The 18,520-nt window shown below is 71.5% G+C and carries 18 protein-coding genes and 2 pseudogenes; 11 read left to right on the top strand and 9 right to left on the bottom strand.

Going from position 1 to position 18,520, the window contains the following annotated elements; translation table 11 throughout:
• Positions 1–73: 73 nt before the first annotated feature.
• Positions 74–856 carry a transglycosylase SLT domain-containing protein gene (locus ACF1GV_RS06405; protein ID WP_391678388.1) on the top strand — a complete coding sequence of 261 codons (783 nt, stop codon included), beginning with the start codon at positions 74–76 and terminating at the stop codon, positions 854–856.
• Positions 857–979: 123 nt separating this feature from the next.
• Here the strand turns inward: ACF1GV_RS06405 and ACF1GV_RS06400 are convergent, their stop codons facing one another.
• Positions 980–3,517, bottom strand: coding sequence for an FHA domain-containing protein (locus tag ACF1GV_RS06400; RefSeq protein ID WP_391678386.1), 2,538 nt, complete (start codon positions 3,515–3,517; stop codon positions 980–982).
• A 151-nt stretch (positions 3,518–3,668) separates the two neighbouring features.
• Here ACF1GV_RS06400 and ACF1GV_RS06395 point away from each other — a divergent pair.
• From ACF1GV_RS06395 to serB, 4 genes and pseudogenes are all read left to right on the top strand, one after another.
• Positions 3,669–4,199 (top strand): annotated as a pseudogene (locus ACF1GV_RS06395) (streptophobe family protein); the annotation flags it as partial.
• Between the two features lie 4 nt (positions 4,200–4,203).
• Positions 4,204–4,476: pseudogene (locus ACF1GV_RS06390) on the top strand (streptophobe family protein); the annotation flags it as partial.
• Between the two features lie 115 nt (positions 4,477–4,591).
• The gene (locus ACF1GV_RS06385; protein ID WP_391678514.1) at positions 4,592–5,200 is read left to right on the top strand and encodes a streptophobe family protein; all 609 of its coding nucleotides are present in this window, start codon (positions 4,592–4,594) and stop codon (positions 5,198–5,200) included.
• 749 nt (positions 5,201–5,949) lie between these two features.
• Entirely contained in the window at positions 5,950–7,191 is a 1,242-nt protein-coding gene (gene serB / locus ACF1GV_RS06380; protein ID WP_363267676.1) for a phosphoserine phosphatase SerB, read from the top strand.
• 95 nt (positions 7,192–7,286) lie between these two features.
• On the opposite strand, the gene ACF1GV_RS06375 is transcribed toward serB, so the two are convergent.
• From ACF1GV_RS06375 to ACF1GV_RS06360, 4 genes are all read right to left on the bottom strand, one after another.
• Positions 7,287–7,805, bottom strand: a complete 519-nt coding sequence (locus tag ACF1GV_RS06375; RefSeq protein ID WP_391678383.1) for a SixA phosphatase family protein — start codon at positions 7,803–7,805, stop codon at positions 7,287–7,289.
• Positions 7,806–7,874: 69 nt separating this feature from the next.
• Complete coding sequence (locus tag ACF1GV_RS06370; protein WP_391678381.1) at positions 7,875–8,144, bottom strand: hypothetical protein; 270 nt, start codon at positions 8,142–8,144, stop codon at positions 7,875–7,877.
• A 125-nt stretch (positions 8,145–8,269) separates the two neighbouring features.
• A complete protein-coding gene (locus tag ACF1GV_RS06365; protein ID WP_363267678.1) occupies positions 8,270–8,386 on the bottom strand; it encodes an SGM_5486 family transporter-associated protein in 117 nt (38 codons plus the stop codon).
• Positions 8,387–8,446: 60 nt separating this feature from the next.
• Complete coding sequence (locus tag ACF1GV_RS06360; protein ID WP_391678378.1) at positions 8,447–9,814, bottom strand: CynX/NimT family MFS transporter; 1,368 nt, start codon at positions 9,812–9,814, stop codon at positions 8,447–8,449.
• Positions 9,815–9,884: 70 nt separating this feature from the next.
• Here ACF1GV_RS06360 and ACF1GV_RS06355 point away from each other — a divergent pair, with 70 nt between their 5' ends.
• Positions 9,885–10,574: a FadR/GntR family transcriptional regulator gene (locus ACF1GV_RS06355; RefSeq protein ID WP_391678376.1), complete on the top strand. Its 690-nt coding sequence runs from the start codon at positions 9,885–9,887 to the stop codon at positions 10,572–10,574.
• 27 nt (positions 10,575–10,601) lie between these two features.
• Here ACF1GV_RS06355 and ACF1GV_RS06350 read toward each other — a convergent pair whose 3' ends face one another.
• The 3 genes from ACF1GV_RS06350 to fabG form a co-directional block, all read right to left on the bottom strand.
• Entirely contained in the window at positions 10,602–10,943 is a 342-nt protein-coding gene (locus ACF1GV_RS06350) for a hypothetical protein (protein ID WP_391678375.1), read from the bottom strand.
• Between the two features lie 149 nt (positions 10,944–11,092).
• A complete protein-coding gene (gene fabI / locus ACF1GV_RS06345; RefSeq protein ID WP_391678373.1) occupies positions 11,093–11,860 on the bottom strand; it encodes an enoyl-ACP reductase FabI in 768 nt (255 codons plus the stop codon).
• A gap of 5 nt (positions 11,861–11,865) precedes the next feature.
• Positions 11,866–12,585, bottom strand: a complete 720-nt coding sequence (gene fabG, locus ACF1GV_RS06340; protein ID WP_391678371.1) for a 3-oxoacyl-[acyl-carrier-protein] reductase — start codon at positions 12,583–12,585, stop codon at positions 11,866–11,868.
• Positions 12,586–12,839: 254 nt separating this feature from the next.
• On the opposite strand from fabG, the gene ACF1GV_RS06335 reads away from it, so the two are divergent.
• From ACF1GV_RS06335 to tyrS, 3 genes are all read left to right on the top strand, one after another.
• Positions 12,840–14,363 (top strand): TldD/PmbA family protein, encoded by a 1,524-nt coding sequence (locus tag ACF1GV_RS06335; RefSeq protein ID WP_391678368.1) that lies wholly within the window; start codon positions 12,840–12,842, stop codon positions 14,361–14,363.
• Positions 14,360–15,754, top strand: a complete 1,395-nt coding sequence (locus ACF1GV_RS06330; RefSeq protein ID WP_391678366.1) for a metallopeptidase TldD-related protein — start codon at positions 14,360–14,362, stop codon at positions 15,752–15,754. Before ACF1GV_RS06335 ends, ACF1GV_RS06330 begins: the two co-directional genes overlap by 4 nt.
• Positions 15,755–15,847: 93 nt before the next feature.
• A complete protein-coding gene (tyrS, locus tag ACF1GV_RS06325; protein WP_391678365.1) occupies positions 15,848–17,116 on the top strand; it encodes a tyrosine--tRNA ligase in 1,269 nt (422 codons plus the stop codon).
• A 48-nt stretch (positions 17,117–17,164) separates the two neighbouring features.
• On the opposite strand, the gene ACF1GV_RS06320 is transcribed toward tyrS, so the two are convergent.
• A complete protein-coding gene (locus ACF1GV_RS06320; RefSeq protein WP_391678363.1) occupies positions 17,165–17,449 on the bottom strand; it encodes a GlsB/YeaQ/YmgE family stress response membrane protein in 285 nt (94 codons plus the stop codon).
• A gap of 213 nt (positions 17,450–17,662) precedes the next feature.
• Here ACF1GV_RS06320 and ACF1GV_RS06315 point away from each other — a divergent pair, with 213 nt between their 5' ends.
• Positions 17,663–18,064, top strand: coding sequence for a DUF3099 domain-containing protein (locus ACF1GV_RS06315; protein ID WP_391678362.1), 402 nt, complete (start codon positions 17,663–17,665; stop codon positions 18,062–18,064).
• A gap of 212 nt (positions 18,065–18,276) precedes the next feature.
• On the top strand, positions 18,277–18,495 hold the full coding sequence (locus ACF1GV_RS06310) for a hypothetical protein (RefSeq protein ID WP_391678360.1): 219 nt from the start codon (positions 18,277–18,279) through the stop codon (positions 18,493–18,495).
• Positions 18,496–18,520 lie beyond the last annotated feature (25 nt).

Below are 18,520 nucleotides of genomic sequence, written 5' to 3'. Positions count from 1 at the left end.
TCTTGCGGGAAGTGCCCGTAGTCCCCCGCCGGACGTGAGCGAACTCCGCGCTATTCGAAGAGGTCCGTTACGCATGTCCAAGAACTTTTCCAGCCGTCTTTATAGTCGCTCGCTGACCAAGCACCACAAGATCGCCGCCGCCGGTGTCGGTGTCCTCGGCGCCGCCGCGATCGCCATGTCCGCGGTGCCCAGCAGCGCCGAAGGCAAGACCACGGTCACCACCGAGGCCGCCGCGCCCGCGAAGGTCGCCTACAGCACCGAGCAGATCAAGGACGTCAAGGCGAGCATCACCGACCAGCTCGCCAGCGCCGACCTCAAGGCCCAGCAGATCGCGGCCCAGAAGAAGGCCGAGGCCGCGAAGAAGGCCGCCGTGGCCAAGGCCGTCGCCGCGAAGAAGGCGGAGGCCGCTGAGAAGGCGGAGGCCGCGAAGAAGGCCGCCGCAGTCAAGAAGGCCGCGGCCGCCCGCAAGGCCAAGGAGGCCGCGAGCCGCGCCGCCAAGCGCCCCGCCCTCAAGCCGCACGTGGTCAAGAGCTACCCGAACAACCTCGACGGCTGGATCCGTGAGTCGCTCGCCATCCTGAAGAAGCACCACATCCCGGCCAGCTACTCCGGCATCCACCGCAACATCATTCGGGAGTCCTCCGGCAACCCGATGGCCATCAACAACTGGGACATCAACGCCATCAACGGCATCCCGTCCAAGGGCCTGCTCCAGGTGATCCCCCCGACCTTCAAGGCGTACCACGTCCCCGGCACGTCCTGGAACATCTACGACCCGGTCGCCAACATCACCGCCGCCTGCAACTACGCGGCCGACCGCTACGGCTCGATGGACAACGTCAACAGCGCGTACTGAGGTCGGCGCGGACCTCTTCTCGCACCCGCGACGTATCCGCGAAGACACTGTTTTCGCGAGCACAGACGCCGAAGGGCGGCACCCAACTGACGGGGTGCCGCCCTTCGGGGTCGTACGGCCGTCCTACTTGCGCATGACCTCCGGCTCGTGGCGGCGCAGGAAGCGCGCCACGAAGAAGCCGCAGACCACGCCGAGCGCGATCAGCGCGACCATGTCCAGGCCCCAGGCGCCGACCGTGTGGTCCCACAGCGGGTCGGTCTCGCCGGCCTTCTCCGGCGGGCTGATCCGGTTGAAGTCCAGCGTGGCGCCGGCTGCGGCCACCGCCCAGCGCGACGGCATCAGGTACGAGAACTCGTTGACGCCGAGCGAGCCGTGCAGGCTGAACAGACAGCCGGTGAACACCACCTGGATGATCGCGAACATCACCAGCAGCGGCATCGTCTTCTCTGCGGTCTTCACCAGCGAGGAGATGATCAGGCCGAACATCATCGAGGTGAAGCCCAGCGCCATGATCGGCAGGGACAGCTCGACCAGCGTGGCGCCGCCGAGGACCAGGCCCTTGGAGGGGATCTCCCGGCTGGCGAAGCCGATCACACCGACCAGCAGGCCCTGGCCCACGGTGATCAGGCCGAGCACGAAGACCTTCGACATCAGATACGCCGACCGGGACAGACCGGTCGCGCGCTCCCGCTCGTAGATCACCCGTTCCTTGATCAGCTCACGGACGGAGTTGGCGGCGCCGGCGAAGCACGCGCCGACCGCGAGGATCAGCAGGACCGTGGTCGCGGTGCCGTTGGGGATGATCCGGCCGGTCTGCGGGTTGACCGGGTTGGGCAGCAGGCCGCGGTCGTGGTCGATGAGCAGGCTCACCGCGCCGAGAACGGCCGGAAGGATCACCATCAGGGCGAGGAAGCCCTTGTCGGAGACGATCACGGAGACGTAGCGGCGCACCAGCGTGACCCACTGCGACAGCCAGCCCTGCGGCTTCGGCGGCTTCATCGCCTGCATCGGCGCGACCTGTACGGCCTGCGGGGCGACGGCGTCGATGTCCGCGGCGTACATCTGGTAGTGCTGCGAGCCCTTCCAGCGGCCCGCCCAGTCGTAGTCGCGGTAGTTCTCGAAGGCGGAGAAGACGTCGGCCCAGGTGTCGTAGCCGAAGAAGTTCAGCGCCTCCTCCGGCGGGCCGAAGTAGGCGACCGCGCCGCCCGGCGCCATCACGAGCAGCTTGTCGCACAGTGCCAGCTCGGCCACCGAGTGGGTGACGACGAGCACGGTGCGGCCGTCGTCGGCGAGGCCGCGCAGCAGCTGCATCACATCGCGGTCCATGCCCGGGTCGAGGCCCGAGGTCGGCTCGTCGAGGAAGATCAGCGACGGCTTGGTCAGCAGCTCCAGGGCGACCGAGACGCGCTTGCGCTGGCCGCCGGAGAGGGACGTGACCTTCTTGTCCTTGTGGATGTCGAGCTTGAGCTCGCGCAGCACCTCGTCGATGCGGGCGTTGCGCTCGGCGGTCGTGGTGTCGGCCGGGAAGCGCAGCTTGGCCGCGTACTTCAGGGCCTTCTTGACGGTCAGCTCCTTGTGCAGGATGTCGTCCTGCGGGACCAGACCGATGCGCTGACGCAGCTCGGCGAACTGCTTGTAGAGGTTGCGGTTGTCGTACAGGACCTCGCCCTGGTCGGCGGGCCGGTAGCCGGTCAGCGCCTTGAGCAGCGTGGACTTGCCCGAGCCGGACGGGCCGATGACCGCGATCAGCGACTTCTCGGGGACGCCGAAGGAGACGTCCTTGAGGATCTGCTTGCCGCCGTCGACCGTGACGGTCAGGTGACGGGCCGAGAAGGACACCTCACCGGTGTCCACGAACTCCTCGAGCCGGTCGCCGACGATCCGGAACGTCGAGTGGCCGACGCCGACGATGTCGGTGGGGCCGAGCAGCTGCGAGCCGCCCTTCGGGATCGGCTGGCCGTTGACGTACGTGCCGTTGTGCGAGCCGAGGTCGCGGATCTCCATGCGCCCGTCGGGCGTCGAGTGGAACTCGGCGTGGTGCCGGGAGACCTGCAGGTCGGAGACCACCAGCTCGTTCTCCAGCGCACGGCCGATGCGCATCACGCGGCCCAGGGAGAACTGGTGGAAGGTGGTCGGGCTGCGGTCGCCGTAGACCGGCGGCGCCCCCGCGCCACCGCCGGGCGTGTGCTGCGCCGGGCCCTGCTGCTGCGGGATGCCCGGGGCGGGCTGCTGCTGCCAGCCGCCCTGCGGCTGCGCGGGCTGCGGCTGGGGCGTCTGCTGCCAGTCGGCCTGCGGCGTCTGCGGCTGACCCCAGGCCGGGTTGGCGGCCTGCGCGGCGTACGGCTGCTGGGGCTGGGCCACCGCGGCGCCCGTGCCGGTCAGATTCAGCAGCGGGCCGTCGGAGGCGTTGCCCAGGTTCACCGACGTGCCGGGAGCGAGTTCCAGATGGTGGATCCGCTGCCCCTGCACGAACGTGCCGTTGGTGCTGCCATGGTCCTCGATCACCCAACTGCGGCCGTCGAAGCTGACCGTGGCGTGGCGCCAGGAGACCCTGGCGTCGTCGAAGACGATGTCGCCCTGCGGATCACGTCCGAGGGTGTATGCCCTGGACGGATCGAGCGTCCAGGTACGTCCGTTTGATTCCAGTACGAGTTCCGGCACTCCATGCCCCACTGAGTTGTCCCCCGAATTACCCCCGTCGCGGGGAGTCTAGGGATGTCGAACATCGGGGGGAACTATTTCAGTAGCGGCCCCCTGACCGAAAGTCGGGCCTTGTGAAGACCTCTCAACGGCGTCTCGGCCGTTGCCATTGATGGGGTCAAAACCGGGCCGGAGAGTGGTAATCCCCCACGAGGGGGGCAAGCGCGGCGCAAGCCGCAGCCCGGGTCGGGGGGTCTGCCATGGATTCGGCTGCGAAGGGCGACGGCGCGCGGTACGGCGCCCAAGTTCCATGGGGGGACGTCCTGTTGTCCGCGATCACCGCGGTGAGCTGGGCATTCGCGGGGATGGCGGGCACGGCCGCGCTCGGCCTGCATCTTCTCGGGGCCGATCGGCGGGCTCGTTGGGCCCGATGACCGCGGCGGTGGTGGCGCTCGGGGCGGGTGGGGCGGTCATCCCGTCCGGGGATGTGTCCGCGTTCGGGCTGCAGGGCGCCGAGGCGCACACCGCCATCGAGATCACGCCACCGGGCGTGAGCCTGGCCGGTGCGCTGCTGCTGTCGTGGTTCTTCCTACGCTCTCTGCGGGCGGCCACAGTTGTCGTCGCACCGGCCGAACTCCTCGCGCGCGGGGGCACGGTGGTCGCCCTGTTCACCGGCCTGATGGGCCTGCCGGGCTGGGCCGGACACGATGTGGTGCCGATCGACGGCGGCGCGCTGGGGCTGGACCGGCTGCCGGGCGGTGGCGGCGGCGGGCTGGAGATCCCCGGGCTCGGTGCGTCGGGACATCGGCGGGTCGCTCCCGGACCGGATCGGCGATCTGGTCGGCGCCAGGGCGGCCGTGGGGTTCAGGGTCGACGCGGCGCCGACGCTGCTCGGCGGGCTCGGCTGGGCGGCCGGAGTGCTGCTCGTCGCGCTGCCGGCCTCGCGGCACACTCCCCTGCCGCGCGGCTGGGAGGCCGTCCACCGGGTGATTCGGCCGGCCGCCTCCGCCCTCGTGACCGTGCTGCTGCCGGCGGTGGCCCGCCGGGGTCGCGGCGGCGGCGTTCGCGGCGACCGGCGACGCCCATCCGCGGCGGATCGCGGGCGCGGCACTGCTCGGCGCGCCCAACGGGGTCTGGATCGGCGTACCGCTCGGCCTGTTCGTGCCGTGGGACGGCCGGGCGACGGGGAGCCTGACCCACGTCCTGCCGCATCCCGTGGACGATCTCCTCGGCTCCGGCTCCGGCTCCGGCTCCGGCCGGCCGCTGACGCTCACCCGGCTGGCCGATCTGGACGGCCGGGTATGGCTGCTGGCGCTCGGCGCGGCGTCGCTGATGCTGCTCGCGGGAGCGCTGACGGGGGTACGGCTGCCGGTGGGCGGCGCGGGGCTCGGGGCCGCCGCCTTCGCCGGGCGGTGCGCGGCGGGGCCGGCCGCCGCCCCCGCGCCGGCGCTGGTGCTGCTCGGGTGGCTGGCGGGGGTGTCGGCCGACGCGTCGCTGTCCGTCCTCGGCCTCGACGCCTTCGGCGCCGGGATCGAGCTGCACCAGCGGTGGGGCGTCGCCGTGCTGCTGGGGGCCGCGTGGGGCGCGGGGGCGGGGGCTGCCGGGGGGTTTTGCTCACGCGGTGGGGGCGGCCGGAGTGCGGGCGGCGGCTCGGCGGTTCGGCGGGGCGAAGGGCGGTGCGGTAGGGGGTGGTGGCTCGGCTGAAGGCGGCGGGGGCGTGGGTGGTACGGGGCGTGGCTCGGCTGAAGGCGGCGAGGGCGTGGGGGGCGGTCATGGGCGGGGCGGGGTGCTCAGGGGGTCGGGGGCGGGATCGGGAGCTGGTGGGGCGTGGCGAGTTCCGGGGACCGGAGGCGGGAGGGCAAGCGCCGAGGTCGGACGGGTCTGGCGGGTCGCCGGGGCCGTACGAACCGGCCGGGCCGTCGGGGGCGTACACCCGGCTCGAACCGTCCGGGCCGTACGCCCCCAGGACCACGTTCCGGCCGCCGGATCCTGACACGAACCCCTGTCTCCGGGTGCCGGAGAGCCCGCCGGAGCCGGAGGATTCGCGCCCGGCCGCGGAGCGCGAGCGTGAGGGGACAGGGCCCGACCTGCACGGCGCTCCCACCGTCGTCGGCCCGCTGCCGCCGTCGCCGAAGGGCCGGCGGTCGCCGTCCTGGCGCGACGAGGTGCCGCCTCCGCCACCGCCCCCGCCCGCTCCCCCGCCGCGCAGGCCCGAGGGGCCTCGCTGAGCCCGTGGCGCCCGGCGGTGCGGGAACCGACGTCAGCGGCGGATGCGCCGACCGCACACCCTCCCTGCGCACCCCTCCAAGCCCCCAGCAGCGCAGGTCTCGGTCGGCCCACGCCGGACTCCTCCCCTTCGGCCCGGCGTCACCCGAGTGTCGTCGAGTGTTCCGTGTCCGCCAGGCGGACCTCGAGGGCGCGCGGCACTCGGTGCCGGATACGGTGGGAGCACCATGAGCGCTTCGCAGACCTCGACCCCCGGGACTCCCGAGACCCCCGAGTCCTCGGACGTCCCCACCCTCCTCGTCAAGATCTTCGGCAAGGACCGGCCTGGCATCACGGCGGGACTCTTCGACACCCTCGCCGCCTACTCCGTCGACGTGGTCGACATCGAGCAGGTCGTCACCCGCGGCCGGATCGTGCTGTGCGCGCTCGTGACCCAGCCCTCACAGAACCTGGAGGGCGATCTGCGGGCGACCGTGCACAGCTGGGCCGAGTCGATGAAGATGCAGGCCGAGATCATCTCCGGCCACGGCGACAACCGTCCGCGCGGGCTCGGCCGCTCCCTGGTCACCGTGCTGGGCCACCCGCTCACCGCCGAGGCCACCGCCGCCATCGCCGCGAAGATCACCAAGGCGGGCGGCAACATCGACCGTATCTTCCGCCTGGCCAAGTACCCGGTGACCGCGGTGGAGTTCGCGGTGTCCGGCGTGGCGACCGAGCCGCTGCGGACCGCCCTGGTGACGGATGCGGCGGCACTCGGTGTCGATGTCGCGGTCGTCGCCGCGGGCCTGCACCGCAGGGCGCAGCGGCTCGTGGTGATGGACGTCGACTCCACGCTGATCCAGGACGAGGTGATCGAGCTCTTCGCCGCCCACGCCGGATGCGAGGACAAGGTCGCCGAGGTGACCGCGGCCGCGATGCGCGGGGAACTGGACTTCGAGCAGTCGCTGCACGCGCGCGTGGCCCTGCTGGAGGGGCTGGACGCGTCCGTGGTGGACAAGGTGCGCAGCGAGGTACGGCTGACGCCGGGCGCGCGCACGCTGATCCGCACGCTGAAACGACTCGGCTACCAGGTCGGCGTGGTCTCCGGCGGTTTCACCCAGGTGACCGACGACCTCAAGGAGCGGCTGGGCCTCGACTTCGCGCAGGCCAACACGCTGGAGATCGTCGACGGCAAGCTGACCGGCCGGGTCACCGGCGAGATCGTCGACCGCGCGGGCAAGGCGCGGCTGCTGCGCCGGTTCGCCGCGGAGGCGGGCGTACCGCTGTCGCAGACGGTGGCGATCGGTGACGGCGCCAACGACCTGGACATGCTGAACGCGGCAGGTCTCGGGGTCGCCTTCAACGCCAAGCCGGTGGTGCGGGAGGCCGCGCACACCGCGGTGAACGTGCCGTTCCTGGACACGGTGCTGTATCTGCTGGGGATCACCCGCGAAGAGGTCGAGGCGGCGGACACCGTCTCCGGGGAGTAGCACGACGGACACGTCAGAGGCCCGGCACCGCGAAGGTGCCGGGCCCCTGTGCGTCGGGGTCCGCGCGGGAGGCCGGGGCCCGCGCAGGGGTGGGTTCAGTCGGCGGGCGCCCAGTAGTCGGCCAGGGTGGCCACGCCCGGCTCCAGGGACTTCCAGGGGGCGTCGAAGGTGAGGGCGGCGAAAGCGGCGGCCGGGAAGCCGCGTCGGCTCATGCTCGCGCGGGCGTCGTCCTCGGCCGCGCCGGCCAGGACCTCGGCGAGGCCCTGGATGCCCGGGTTGTGGCCGATGAGCAGCAGGTTGCGCACCTCGTCCGGGGTCTCGTTGAGCAGGGTGATCAGTTCACCCGGGGAGGCCTCGTAGATCCGCTCCTCATAGACCGTTTTCGGCCGGTGCGGGAACTCGTGCGCGGCGAGCTTCCAGGTCTCGCGGGTGCGGGTCGACGTGGAGCACAGGGTCAGGTCGAAGGGGATGCCGGTGTCGGCCAGCCTGCGTCCGGCTTCGAGGGCGTCCTTGCGGCCTCGTTCGGCGAGCGGCCGCTCGTGGTCGGGCACCGGTGGCCAGTCGGCTTTCGCATGCCGGAAGAGGACGATCCTGCGGGGTTCTGCGACGCTCATGCGTCCCAGCTTCGCACGAAACAGGCCATGAGGCGCAGGGAGTTGGCAGGCCTTCCCACCATGGGAGTCCTAGCGCGCGACGAGTGCCTGGAGGTGCTGCAGCAGCTGGGTGATCGCCGGCTCGCCGGCTGCCGCCTGCGCGTCCGTGGGATTCAGTATCAGCGCGAACAGGGTGACGAAGGCGAGGGCGGGCAGGGCGAGGCCCCACCAGGGCAGCCGGGTCTGGACGCCGCCCGTGGTCGCCGAGTGGGGCGGGGTGTGCGAACGGGCCGACATGGGTGCCTCCGCGGTCGTCGAGCGTGCCGTGAACGTAGTGGTGGTCCGCCGTTCTGCGGCCACGTCTCGACGCTACGGAATCCGCGGGCTCCGGCCCATCCGGTGATCCACCCACTTGACCCTGACCCTCACCCCCTAGGGGATGGTGGGGACAGCCCCACCATCGGCCGGTGAGGGCCGGGGGAGGTTCACGGGGAGGCGATCGTCGCGATGATGGCGATGATCACGAAGATGGCGAGGAACGAGCCGAAGACGATGAGCATCTTCTTCTGGCCGTTCTGGGGGTTCGGCTCGAGCACGGGCATGCCGCCAGTCTCGCATCCCCGCCCGAAACGCCCGGCTCCGGGGTCGGCCGAAGGGCACCCTCAGCGGGCGGACGCGGCCTCGTCCTCCACCGTGCGGTCGCGCCCGGCGAGGAAGCCCACCGCCATCTGCGGCACCATCAGGGCGGCCATCAGGGCGATCGGCAGGCCCCAGCCGCCGCTGCTCTGGTACAGCACGCCGACCAGCAGCGGACCGGGGATCGAGATCAGGTAGCCGGTGCTCTGGGCGAACGCCGACAGCTGGGCCACACCCGCTCCGGTCTTCGCGCGCATACCGACCATGGTCAGGGCGAGCGGGAAGGAGCAGTTGGAGATGCCGAGCAGCACGGCCCAGGCCCAGGCGCCGGCCGCCGGAGCGAAGTACAGCCCGGCATAACCGGCGAGGCCGCAGACGCCGAGGGCGAGCACGATGGAGCCCTGGTGGGGCAGCCGGGTCGCCAGCCGCGGGATGACGAAGGCGAGCGGCACGCCCATCACCATGGTGACGGCGAGGAGGAGGCCCGCGGTGCCCGCCGAGACCCCCGAGTCACGGAAGATCTGCGCCATCCAGCCCATCGTGATGTAGGCGGCGGTGGCCTGGAGGCCGAAGAAGACGGCGAGCGCCCAGGCGGTGCGGCTGCGGGTGATGCGCAGCGCGGGCGCGGGCTCCTCGGCGGGCGCCTGCCGTGATGCGCCGGGCACACGCGGCCGCGATGCGCCGTGCTCGCTCTCCCTCGACGCGGTGGTCGCGCCCTGCCGCGGCACGGCCGGCTCGGCGGTGCCGCGGTCGCGCAGCACGGGGAGCCAGGGGACCACGGCCGCGACGGCGAGGAAAGCCCACACGGTGAGGCCGGACTGCCAGCTGCCGCCCAGGGCGCGGGTCATCGGCACGGTGGCGGCGGCCGCGATCGAGGTGCCGAACGCGAGGAACATCGAGTACAGGCCGGTCATGGAACCCACCCGGTCGGGGAACCAGCGCTTGACGATGACCGGCATGAGCACATTGCTGACGGCGATGCCCATCAGGGCGAGCGCGCTGGCCGCGAGGAAGCCGGCCGTGCTCCCGGTGTACGGGCGTATGACCAGGCCGGCGGCGATGGCGGCCATGCCCGCGCACACGACGGCGACGGGGCCGAAGCGGCGGGCGAGCCGGGGGGCCGTCACGCCGAAGACGGCGAAGCACAGCGGAGGCACGGAGGTGAGCAGGCCCGCCACGCTGCCGCTCATCCCGAGCCCGTCGCGGACCTCCTCCAGGAGGGCGCCGAGGCTGGTGATGGCCGGGCGGAGGTTGAGCGCGGACAGCATGATGCCGAGCACGACCAGGCGCGTCGCCCACGCGCGCGGGGCGGCACCGCCCGTCTTCCCGCCTGCCGCGGGCTGGGTCGGGGTCGTCCTCGTCCGTGTTTCCTCACTAGCCATGCCACCCATCATAGAATCATGGGATGATTGGTTGTCCATTCCCGGGCGGTCGGCCCCGGCCGCGCGCGTGCGAAGGTGTCCCATGCCCCTGAGCCATCCCCGACGCTCGGTCCTGTCCGAGCAGGTCATCGCCGAGCTGCGCGACCAGATCACCTCCGGCGAGTGGCCGGTCGGTTCACGCATCCCGACCGAACCCGAGCTGGTCGAGCAGCTCGGGGTGGCGCGCAACACCGTCCGCGAGGCCGTGCGCGCCCTCGCGCACAACGGCCTGCTGGACATCCGCCAGGGCTCCGGCACGTATGTGGTCGCGACCAGTGAGCTGGCCGGCGTGATGCACCGCCGGTTCGCCGGCGCCGATCCGCAGCACGTCGCCGAGCTGCGCTCCACGCTGGAGTCGAGCGCGGCCCGGCTGGCGGCGCACCGGCGCACGGAGAAGGACCTCAGGCAGTTGGACGCGCTGCTGCTGCGGCGCGAGGAGGCGTGGGAGTCGGGGGACGCGGAGGCGTTCGTGACGGCGGACGCCACCTTCCACCTCGCGGTGGTCTCGGCGTCCCACAACGACGTGCTGAAGGCGCTCTACGCGGACTTGGGCGAGGTCCTGCGGGACTGGCTGCGCGAGGACGTCGGCGGGCGGCTGACCCCGGAGACGCACATGGACCACCGGCGGCTGCTCGACGCATTGCGCGCGGGCGACGCCGAGGCGGCCGCCGAGGAGGCCGCGAGCTACCCCTTCCTGTGCCGCCCGGGCCGGTTCACCCCGTCCGGCGGCTGACGGACCCGCACGTGCGCGTGGTGCCGCTCACGCCTTGTCGTGGCTGATCCAGACCGCCTCGACCTCCTTCCAGCAGCGCCCGTCCAGCCGTACGGTCGTGGCCGGTCCGACCTCGGCCGGGGCGCTGTCGGTGTCGAGGTCCCACCATCGGGCGCACTCGATGTGCAGAGCGACGCGATCGGTGTCCACATAGGGGTTGTGGCACCAGGCGACGACCTCGGAGCCGTGCACGGTCGTGCGGCACTCGGCGCCGAAGGGCTGCTCGGCGGCGGGGCGCGCCGCACGCGCGTGGGGCAGCGCGTCGGACGGCAGACAGAGGACGGCAGCGGCGGCGACGGTCACTGGGGCGAGGCTGCGGAACAGGCGCACAAGCAGACCTCCTCGGCCGTACGGCTGCGGGGCGGTGCCCTTCCAGCGTGCGTGGTGAGCGCCGCTGTCCGCCCGGCCGGTGAGCCGAACGGGTGACACGGAAAGGGCCCGCACCCCAGGGGTGCGGGCCCTTCACGGGTCGGCCGTGATCAGGCGCCGATGGCGTGCAGACCGCCGTCCACGTGGATGATCTCGCCGGTGGTCTTCGGGAACCAGTCGCTCAGCAGGGCGACGATGCCGCGGCCGGCCGGCTCCGGGTCCTTCAGGTCCCACTCCAGCGGGGAGCGGGTGTCCCACACGGCGGCCAGGTCGCTGAAGCCCGGGATGGACTTGGCGGCCATGGAGCCGAGCGGGCCCGCGGAGATGAGGTTGCAGCGGATGTTCTGCTTGCCCAGGTCGCGGGCGATGTAGCGGCTGGTGGCCTCCAGGGCGGCCTTGGCCGGGCCCATCCAGTCGTACTGCGGCCAGGCGTACTGCGCGTCGAAGGTGAGGCCGACGACCGAGCCGCCGTTCTGCATCAGCGGCAGGCAGGCCATGGTCAGCGACTTCAGGGAGTACGCCGAGACGTGCATGGCGGTGGCCACGGACTCGAACGGCGTGTTGAGGAAGTTGCCGCCGAGCGCGTCCTGCGGCGCGAAGCCGATGGAGTGCACGACGCCGTCCAGGCCGCCCAGCTCCTCACCGACGAGGTCGGCCAGGCGGCCGAGGTGCTCGTCGTTGGTGACATCGAGCTCGATGACCTTGGTGGGCTTCGGGAGCTTCTTGGCGATGCGCTCGGTCAGCGTGGGCCGCGGGAAGGCGGTCAGGATGATCTCGGCGCCCTGCTCCTGGGCCAGCTTCGCGGCGTGGAAGGCGATGGAGGACTCCATCAGCACACCGCTGATCAGGACGCGCTTGCCCTCGAGAATTCCGCTCATGGTGATCAGTGACCCATTCCCAGTCCGCCGTCAACGGGAATGACGGCTCCAGTGATGTACGAGGCGTCGTCCGAGGCGAGGAACCGCACCGTCGCGGCGATCTCCTGCGGCTGCGCGTACCGGCCGAGCGGCACCTGCGACACGATGTTCTGCCGCTGCTCGTCGGTGAGCGCCTTGGTCATGTCGGTGTCGACGAAGCCGGGCGCGACGACGTTGAAGGTGATGTTGCGCGAGCCCAGCTCACGGGCGAGGGAGCGCGCGAAGCCGACGAGGGCGGCCTTGGAGGCGGCGTAGTTGGCCTGCCCCGCCGAGCCGAGCATGCCGACGACCGAGGAGATCAGGACGACGCGGCCCTTCTTGGCGCGCAGCATGCCGCGGTTGGCGCGCTTGACGACCCGGAAGGTGCCGGTGAGGTTGGTGTCGATGACCGAGGTGAAGTCCTCCTCGGACATGCGCATCAGGAGCTGGTCCTTGGTGACGCCGGCGTTGGCGATGAGCACTTCGACCGGACCGTGCTCGGCCTCGATCTCCTTGTAGGCCTGCTCCACCTGCTCGGGATCGGTGATGTCGCACTTGACGGCGAGGCAGCCCAGTTCCTTCAGGGCGGCCGGCGGCTCCCCCGAGCGGTACGTGATGGCGACCTTGTCGCCGGCGTCGGCGAACGCGCGGGCGATGGCGAGGCCGATGCCCCGGTTGCCTCCGGTGACGAGAACCGAGCGGCTCAACGGATCACCCTTTCGATTACGGTCGGACACCCGCCCGAACAGCTGGAATGCAGGCGGCTTCCCGGAAAACCTATCGGTCCGCCGGGGTGCGCGGACATTCGGGCACCGACAGCGGCATACGGAACTGACTGTGGGGTCCCTACAGAAAGCGACGCACGTCAGCCGCAAACCTGTGGTCCGCGGCCCGGCGGGCGCGACATGATCGGGGCAGCCACAGGTCACGATGACAGGTCACGACGACAGGAGAGACCTCGGTGAGTCATACGATCGACGAAGCCTTCACGGCACTCCCCCTGCGCGCCCTCGCCGACGCCGCACTCGCACGCGCGCGTGCGCTCGGGGCCGAGCACGCCGACTTCCGGCTGGAGCGGGTGCGCAGCGCCTCCTGGCGCCTGCGGGACGCCAGGCCGGCCGGGTCGTCGGACACCACCGACCTCGGGTACGCGGTGCGGGTCGTGCACGGCGGGACCTGGGGGTTCGCCTCGGGCGTGGACCTGACGATGGACGCCGCCGCCAAGGTCGCCTCCCAGGCCGTGGCCATGGCGAAGCTGTCCGCGCAGGTCATCAAGGCCGCGGGGTCGGATGAGCGAGTGGAACTGGCCGACGAGCCCGTGCACGCCGACCGGACGTGGATCTCGGCCTATGAGATCGATCCCTTCACGGTGCCGGACGAGGAGAAGGCGGGGCTGCTGACCGAGTGGAGCCGGCGGCTGCTGAACGCGGACGGGGTCGACCACGTCGACGCCTCGCTGCTCACCGTCCACGAGAACAAGTTCTACGCCGACACCGCGGGCACCGTGACCACCCAGCAGCGGGTGCGGCTGCACCCCGTGCTCACGGCCGTGTCGGTGGACGACTCCAGCGGCGAGTTCGAGTCGATGCGCACCCTCGCGCCGCCCGCCGGGCGCGGCTGGGAGTATCTGACCGGCACCGGCTGGGACTGGGACCGGGAGCTCGCCGAGATCCCCGAGCTGCTCGCGGAGAAGATGCGCGCGCCGAGCGTCGAGCCGGGGCTGTACGACCTGGTCGTCGACCCGTCCAACCTGTGGCTGACCATCCACGAGTCCATCGGCCACGCCACCGAGCTGGACCGCGCCCTCGGCTACGAGGCCGCCTACGCCGGCACGTCCTTCGCCACGTTCGACCAGCTGGGCAAGTTGCGGTACGGCTCGGAGCTGATGAACGTCACCGGTGACCGCACCGCCGAGCACGGGCTCGCCACGATCGGCTACGACGACGAGGGCGTGGCGGCGCAGTCCTGGGACCTGGTGAAGGACGGGACGCTGGTGGGCTACCAGCTGGACCGTCGGATCGCGAAGCTCACCGGCTTCGAGCGGTCCAACGGGTGCGCCTACGCCGACTCCCCCGCGCATGTCCCGGTGCAGCGCATGGCCAATGTGTCGCTCCAGCCGGATCCGGCGGGGATGTCCACGGAGGGTCTCATCGGGTCCGTGGACCGCGGGATCTACGTCGTCGGGGACCGGTCCTGGTCGATCGACATGCAGCGGTACAACTTCCAGTTCACCGGTCAGCGGTTCTTCAGGATCGAGAACGGCCGGATCACCGGGCAGCTGCGGGACGTCGCCTACCAGGCCACGACCACCGATTTCTGGGGCTCGATGGCGGCCGTCGGCGGCCCGCAGACGTACGTCCTCGGCGGTGCCTTCAACTGCGGCAAGGCCCAGCCGGGGCAGGTCGCGGCGGTCTCGCACGGCTGCCCGTCGGCCCTGTTCAAGGGCGTCAACATCCTCAACACCACGCAGGAGGCCGGTCGATGAGCGCCGCGACGAACAAGCCGCACGAGATCGTCGAGCGGGCCCTTCAGCTGTCGCGGGCCGACGGCTGTGTGGTGATCGCCGACGAGCAGTCCACCGCCAACCTGCGCTGGGCCGGGAACGCTCTCACCACCAACGGCGTCACGCGCGGGCGCACGCTCACCGTGATCGCGACCGTCGACGGCAAGGAGGGCACGGCGTCGGGTGTGGTCTCCCGGTCCGCGGTGACCGCCGACGAGCTGGAGCCGCTGGTGCGGGCCGCCGAGGCCGCCGCGCGTGGCGCCGGGCCCGCCGAGGACGCGCAGCCGCTGGTCACCGGGGTGCCGGAGTCCGCCGACTTCGCCGAGCCGCCCGCCGAGACCTCGTCGGCCGTCTTCGGGGACTTCGCTCCGGCGCTGGGTGAGGCGTTCGCACGCGCGCGTGCGGGCGGACGGGAGCTGTACGGCTTCGCCAACCACGAGCTGGTCTCCTCGTACCTGGGCACCTCGACGGGGCTGCGGCTGCGGCACGACCAGCCCACCGGGACGCTGGAGCTGAACGCCAAGTCGCCCGACCGCACCCGCTCCGCCTGGGCCGGCCGCGCCACGCGGGACTTCAAGGACGTCGACCCGGCGGCGCTGGACGCCGAGCTGGCCGTACGCCTGGGGTGGGCCGAGCGGCGTGTGGAGCTGCCCGCCGGGCGGTACGAGACGCTGCTGCCCCCGACCGCCGTGGCGGATCTGCTGATCTACCAGCGGTGGTCGGCGTCGGCGCGGGACGCGGCCGAGGGCCGGACGGTGTTCTCCAGGCCGGGCGGCGGCACGCGCGTGGGCGAGAGGCTCACCGATCTGCCGCTGACCCTGCGCAGTGACCCGCACGCACCCGGCCTGGAGTCGGCGCCGTTCGTGATCGCCCACTCCTCGGGCGGGGACCAGTCGGTGTTCGACAACGGTCTGCCGGTCCAGGACACCGAGTGGATCAGCCGGGGTGAGCTGCGGCACCTGACCACCAGCCGGTACAGCGCGGGCCTGACCGGGCTGCCGGTCGCACCGGGCGCGGACAACCTGATCCTCGAGGGTGGCGAGGACCGCTCCCTGGACGAGATGGTCGCGAGCACCGAGCGCGGGCTGCTGCTGACCTGCCTGTGGTACATCCGCGAGGTGGACCCGGCGACGCTGCTGCTCACCGGTCTGACCCGGGACGGCGTCTACCTGGTGGAGAACGGCGAGGTGACCGGCGAGGTGAACAACTTCCGGTTCAACGAGTCGCCGGTGGGCCTGCTCGGGCGGGCCACGGAGGCCGGGCGCACGGAAAAGACGCTGCCGCGGGAGTGGAGCGACTGGTTCACTAGGGCCGCGATGCCTGCCCTGCGCGTGCCGGACTTCAACATGAGCTCGGTCAGCCAGGGCGTCTGAGGTGTCGGTGGCCCCCCATAGACTGGGGGGGACCCCTTCCTTGGGGGACTGGTTTTTTCTTCGTTTTTCCTTCGTTCGAGGAGACATACGACCGTGACGGACATCGTCGACGAGCTGAAGTGGCGGGGGCTGTTCGCCCTGTCCACTGACGAGGACGCATTGCGCAAGGCTCTCGCGGACGGTCCCGTCACGTTCTATTGCGGCTTCGACCCGACCGCGCCGTCGCTGCACGTGGGGCACCTGGTGCAGGTGCTCACCGTGCGCCGGCTCCAGCAGGCCGGCCACCGGCCGCTGGCGCTGGTCGGCGGCGCGACGGGCCTGATCGGTGACCCGCGCCCGACCGCCGAGCGCACGCTGAACGACCCGGAGACGGTCGCCGGCTGGGTGGACAAGCTGCGCCGCCAGATCGAGCCGTTCCTGTCCTTCGAGGGCGAGAACGCCGCGGTCATGGTGAACAACCTGGACTGGACCGCGGGCCTGTCCGCGATCGAGTTCCTGAGGGACATCGGCAAGCACTTCCGCGTCAACAAGATGCTGACGAAGGACTCCGTGGCCCGCCGCCTGGAGTCCGACCAGGGCATCAGCTACACCGAGTTCAGCTACCAGATCCTGCAGGGCATGGACTTCCTGCAGCTCTACCGGCGCTACGGCTGCACGCTCCAGCAGGGCGGCAGCGACCAGTGGGGCAACCTCACGGCCGGCCTGGACCTGATCCACCGGCTGGAGCCGGACGCCACGGCGCACGCGCTGGCGACGCCGCTGATGACCAAGGCGGACGGCACCAAGTTCGGCAAGACCGAGGGCGGCGCCGTCTGGCTGGACCCGGAGATGACGACGCCGTACGCGTTCTACCAGTTCTGGCTGAACGTGGACGACCGCGACATCAACCGCTACCTGCGCATCCTGTCCTTCAAGTCCCGCGAGGAGCTCGAGGAGCTGGAGAAGCAGACGCAGGAGCGTCCGCAGGCGCGTGCGGCGCAGCGTGCGCTGGCGGAGGAGCTGACGACGCTGGTGCACGGCGCCGATCAGACGGCCGCCGTGATCGCCGCGTCCAAGGCGCTGTTCGGCCAGGGCGAGCTCGCCGACCTCGACGAGCGCACGCTGGCCGCGGCGCTGTCCGAGGTGCCGCACGTGAAGGTCACCGAGCCGGCCTCGGTGGTGGACCTGTTCGCCGAGGTCGGCCTCGTGCCCAGCAAGTCGGCCGGGCGGCGCACGGTGAAGGAGGGCGGCGCCTACGTGAACAACGTGAAGGTCACCGCCGAGGACGCGGTCCCCGAGGCGGAGGACCTGATCCACGGGCGCTGGCTGGTGCTGCGGCGCGGCAAGAAGAACCTGGCGGCCGTCGAGGTCACCGGAGCGTGAGCGCGGTGCCGGGCCCCGCATCCCCCAGGGGTGCGGGGCCCGGCCCGTTCAGGCCCGCTGACGCTGCTTGCGGTTCCCCCACATGGCCATGTACGCCATGTCGCCGACGGCCACGATGACGATCGCGGCGACGAGCTGGAACAGGTGGCGCATCCAGTCGATGCCCGAGGTCGCCTCGACCCCCGCGGCGCGGGCCACGGCGTTGCCGACGATGGCGCCGAGCATGCCGAAGATGGTCGTCAGCCACAGGGGGCTGTGCTGCTTGCCCGGGATGATCGCCTTCGCGATCAGCCCCAGCACGAATCCGACGATGATCGCCCACAACCAGCCCATGGCTGCCTCCTCGTCCCGCTCGACGTGAGCATTACGACGAGTCTCGGGCCGTACGCCGTACGGCGCCTGCCGGGTGCCGCCGTACGCGCTACGGCGCAGGTCGCGCGCTCCCTCAGGACGGGGACCCGGTCTCGTGGGCGTCGCAGGGGCGGCGTACCGTGGACGGTGTCCGGGATGTCCGGGGGAGTCCGAGCGGGCGGGTGGTGGAATGTGATGCGGAAGCTGCAGCACGACGGCGGCAACACCCAGGTGTTCCGGATCACGGGAGCGCGCACGGGCCTGCAGGAGGACGTGCGCGGTCGGCAGCGGCGGTATGTCATCTCCATGACGATCCGCACCTTGTCGGTGATCCTCGCGGTCTCCCTGTGGAACGTGGAGCGTCACGTCGCGATCGCGGCGCTGGTCCTGGGCGCGGTGCTGCCGTACATCGCGGTGGTGGTCGCCAACGCGGGGCGGGAGAACGCGCCGGGGCTCCCCTCGACGTTCCTGACGACGCCGGTCCGGACGATGATCGCGCCGCTGCCGGACGAGGATCCGTTCGGCGAGGGCAGCGCGGAACCGGGAGCGGAACGGGCCGGGCGGGCCGTCAAGGAGCCGCCCGGGCCGCAGGTGTGAGTACGGTGCGCGCCGGCTGTGCGCGGCCTGTGCGCGAAGCTCAAGAAAAGCTCAGATCAATCCTGTTGTTCCGCTGCCGTGCGGCCTGTGGGTCGTGACATACTGCGTACGCGCTCCGCATCCCCCGTCGGAGCGACGGACCGACGCCGGGCAGCTCCCCCCGTGGCTGCTCGGCGTCGCCTTTTGTGCGCCTCTTTCTGTGAGACGAACCTGTGAGTGACGAGACCCCGATCTGTTCCGCCAAGGGCTGCCGCGCCGACGCCGTGTGGGTGCTGGCGTGGAACAACCCGAAGATCCACACGCCGGAGCGGCGCAAGACGTGGCTGGCGTGCGAGGAGCACCGAGAGCACCTTGCCCAGTTCCTCGGGGTGCGGGGTTTCCTGAAGGACGTGGTGAGGTTCGACGAGTGGCAGGCGCCCGAGGACGCCTGAGCCCCGTCCTGGGACCCGCCCGGGG

Origin of the sequence: Streptomyces sp. NPDC014006 (genome assembly GCF_043088925.1) — a bacterium.
GTDB lineage: Bacteria > Actinomycetota > Actinomycetes > Streptomycetales > Streptomycetaceae > Streptomyces.
This window is presented reverse-complemented; position numbering and strand designations above follow the sequence as displayed.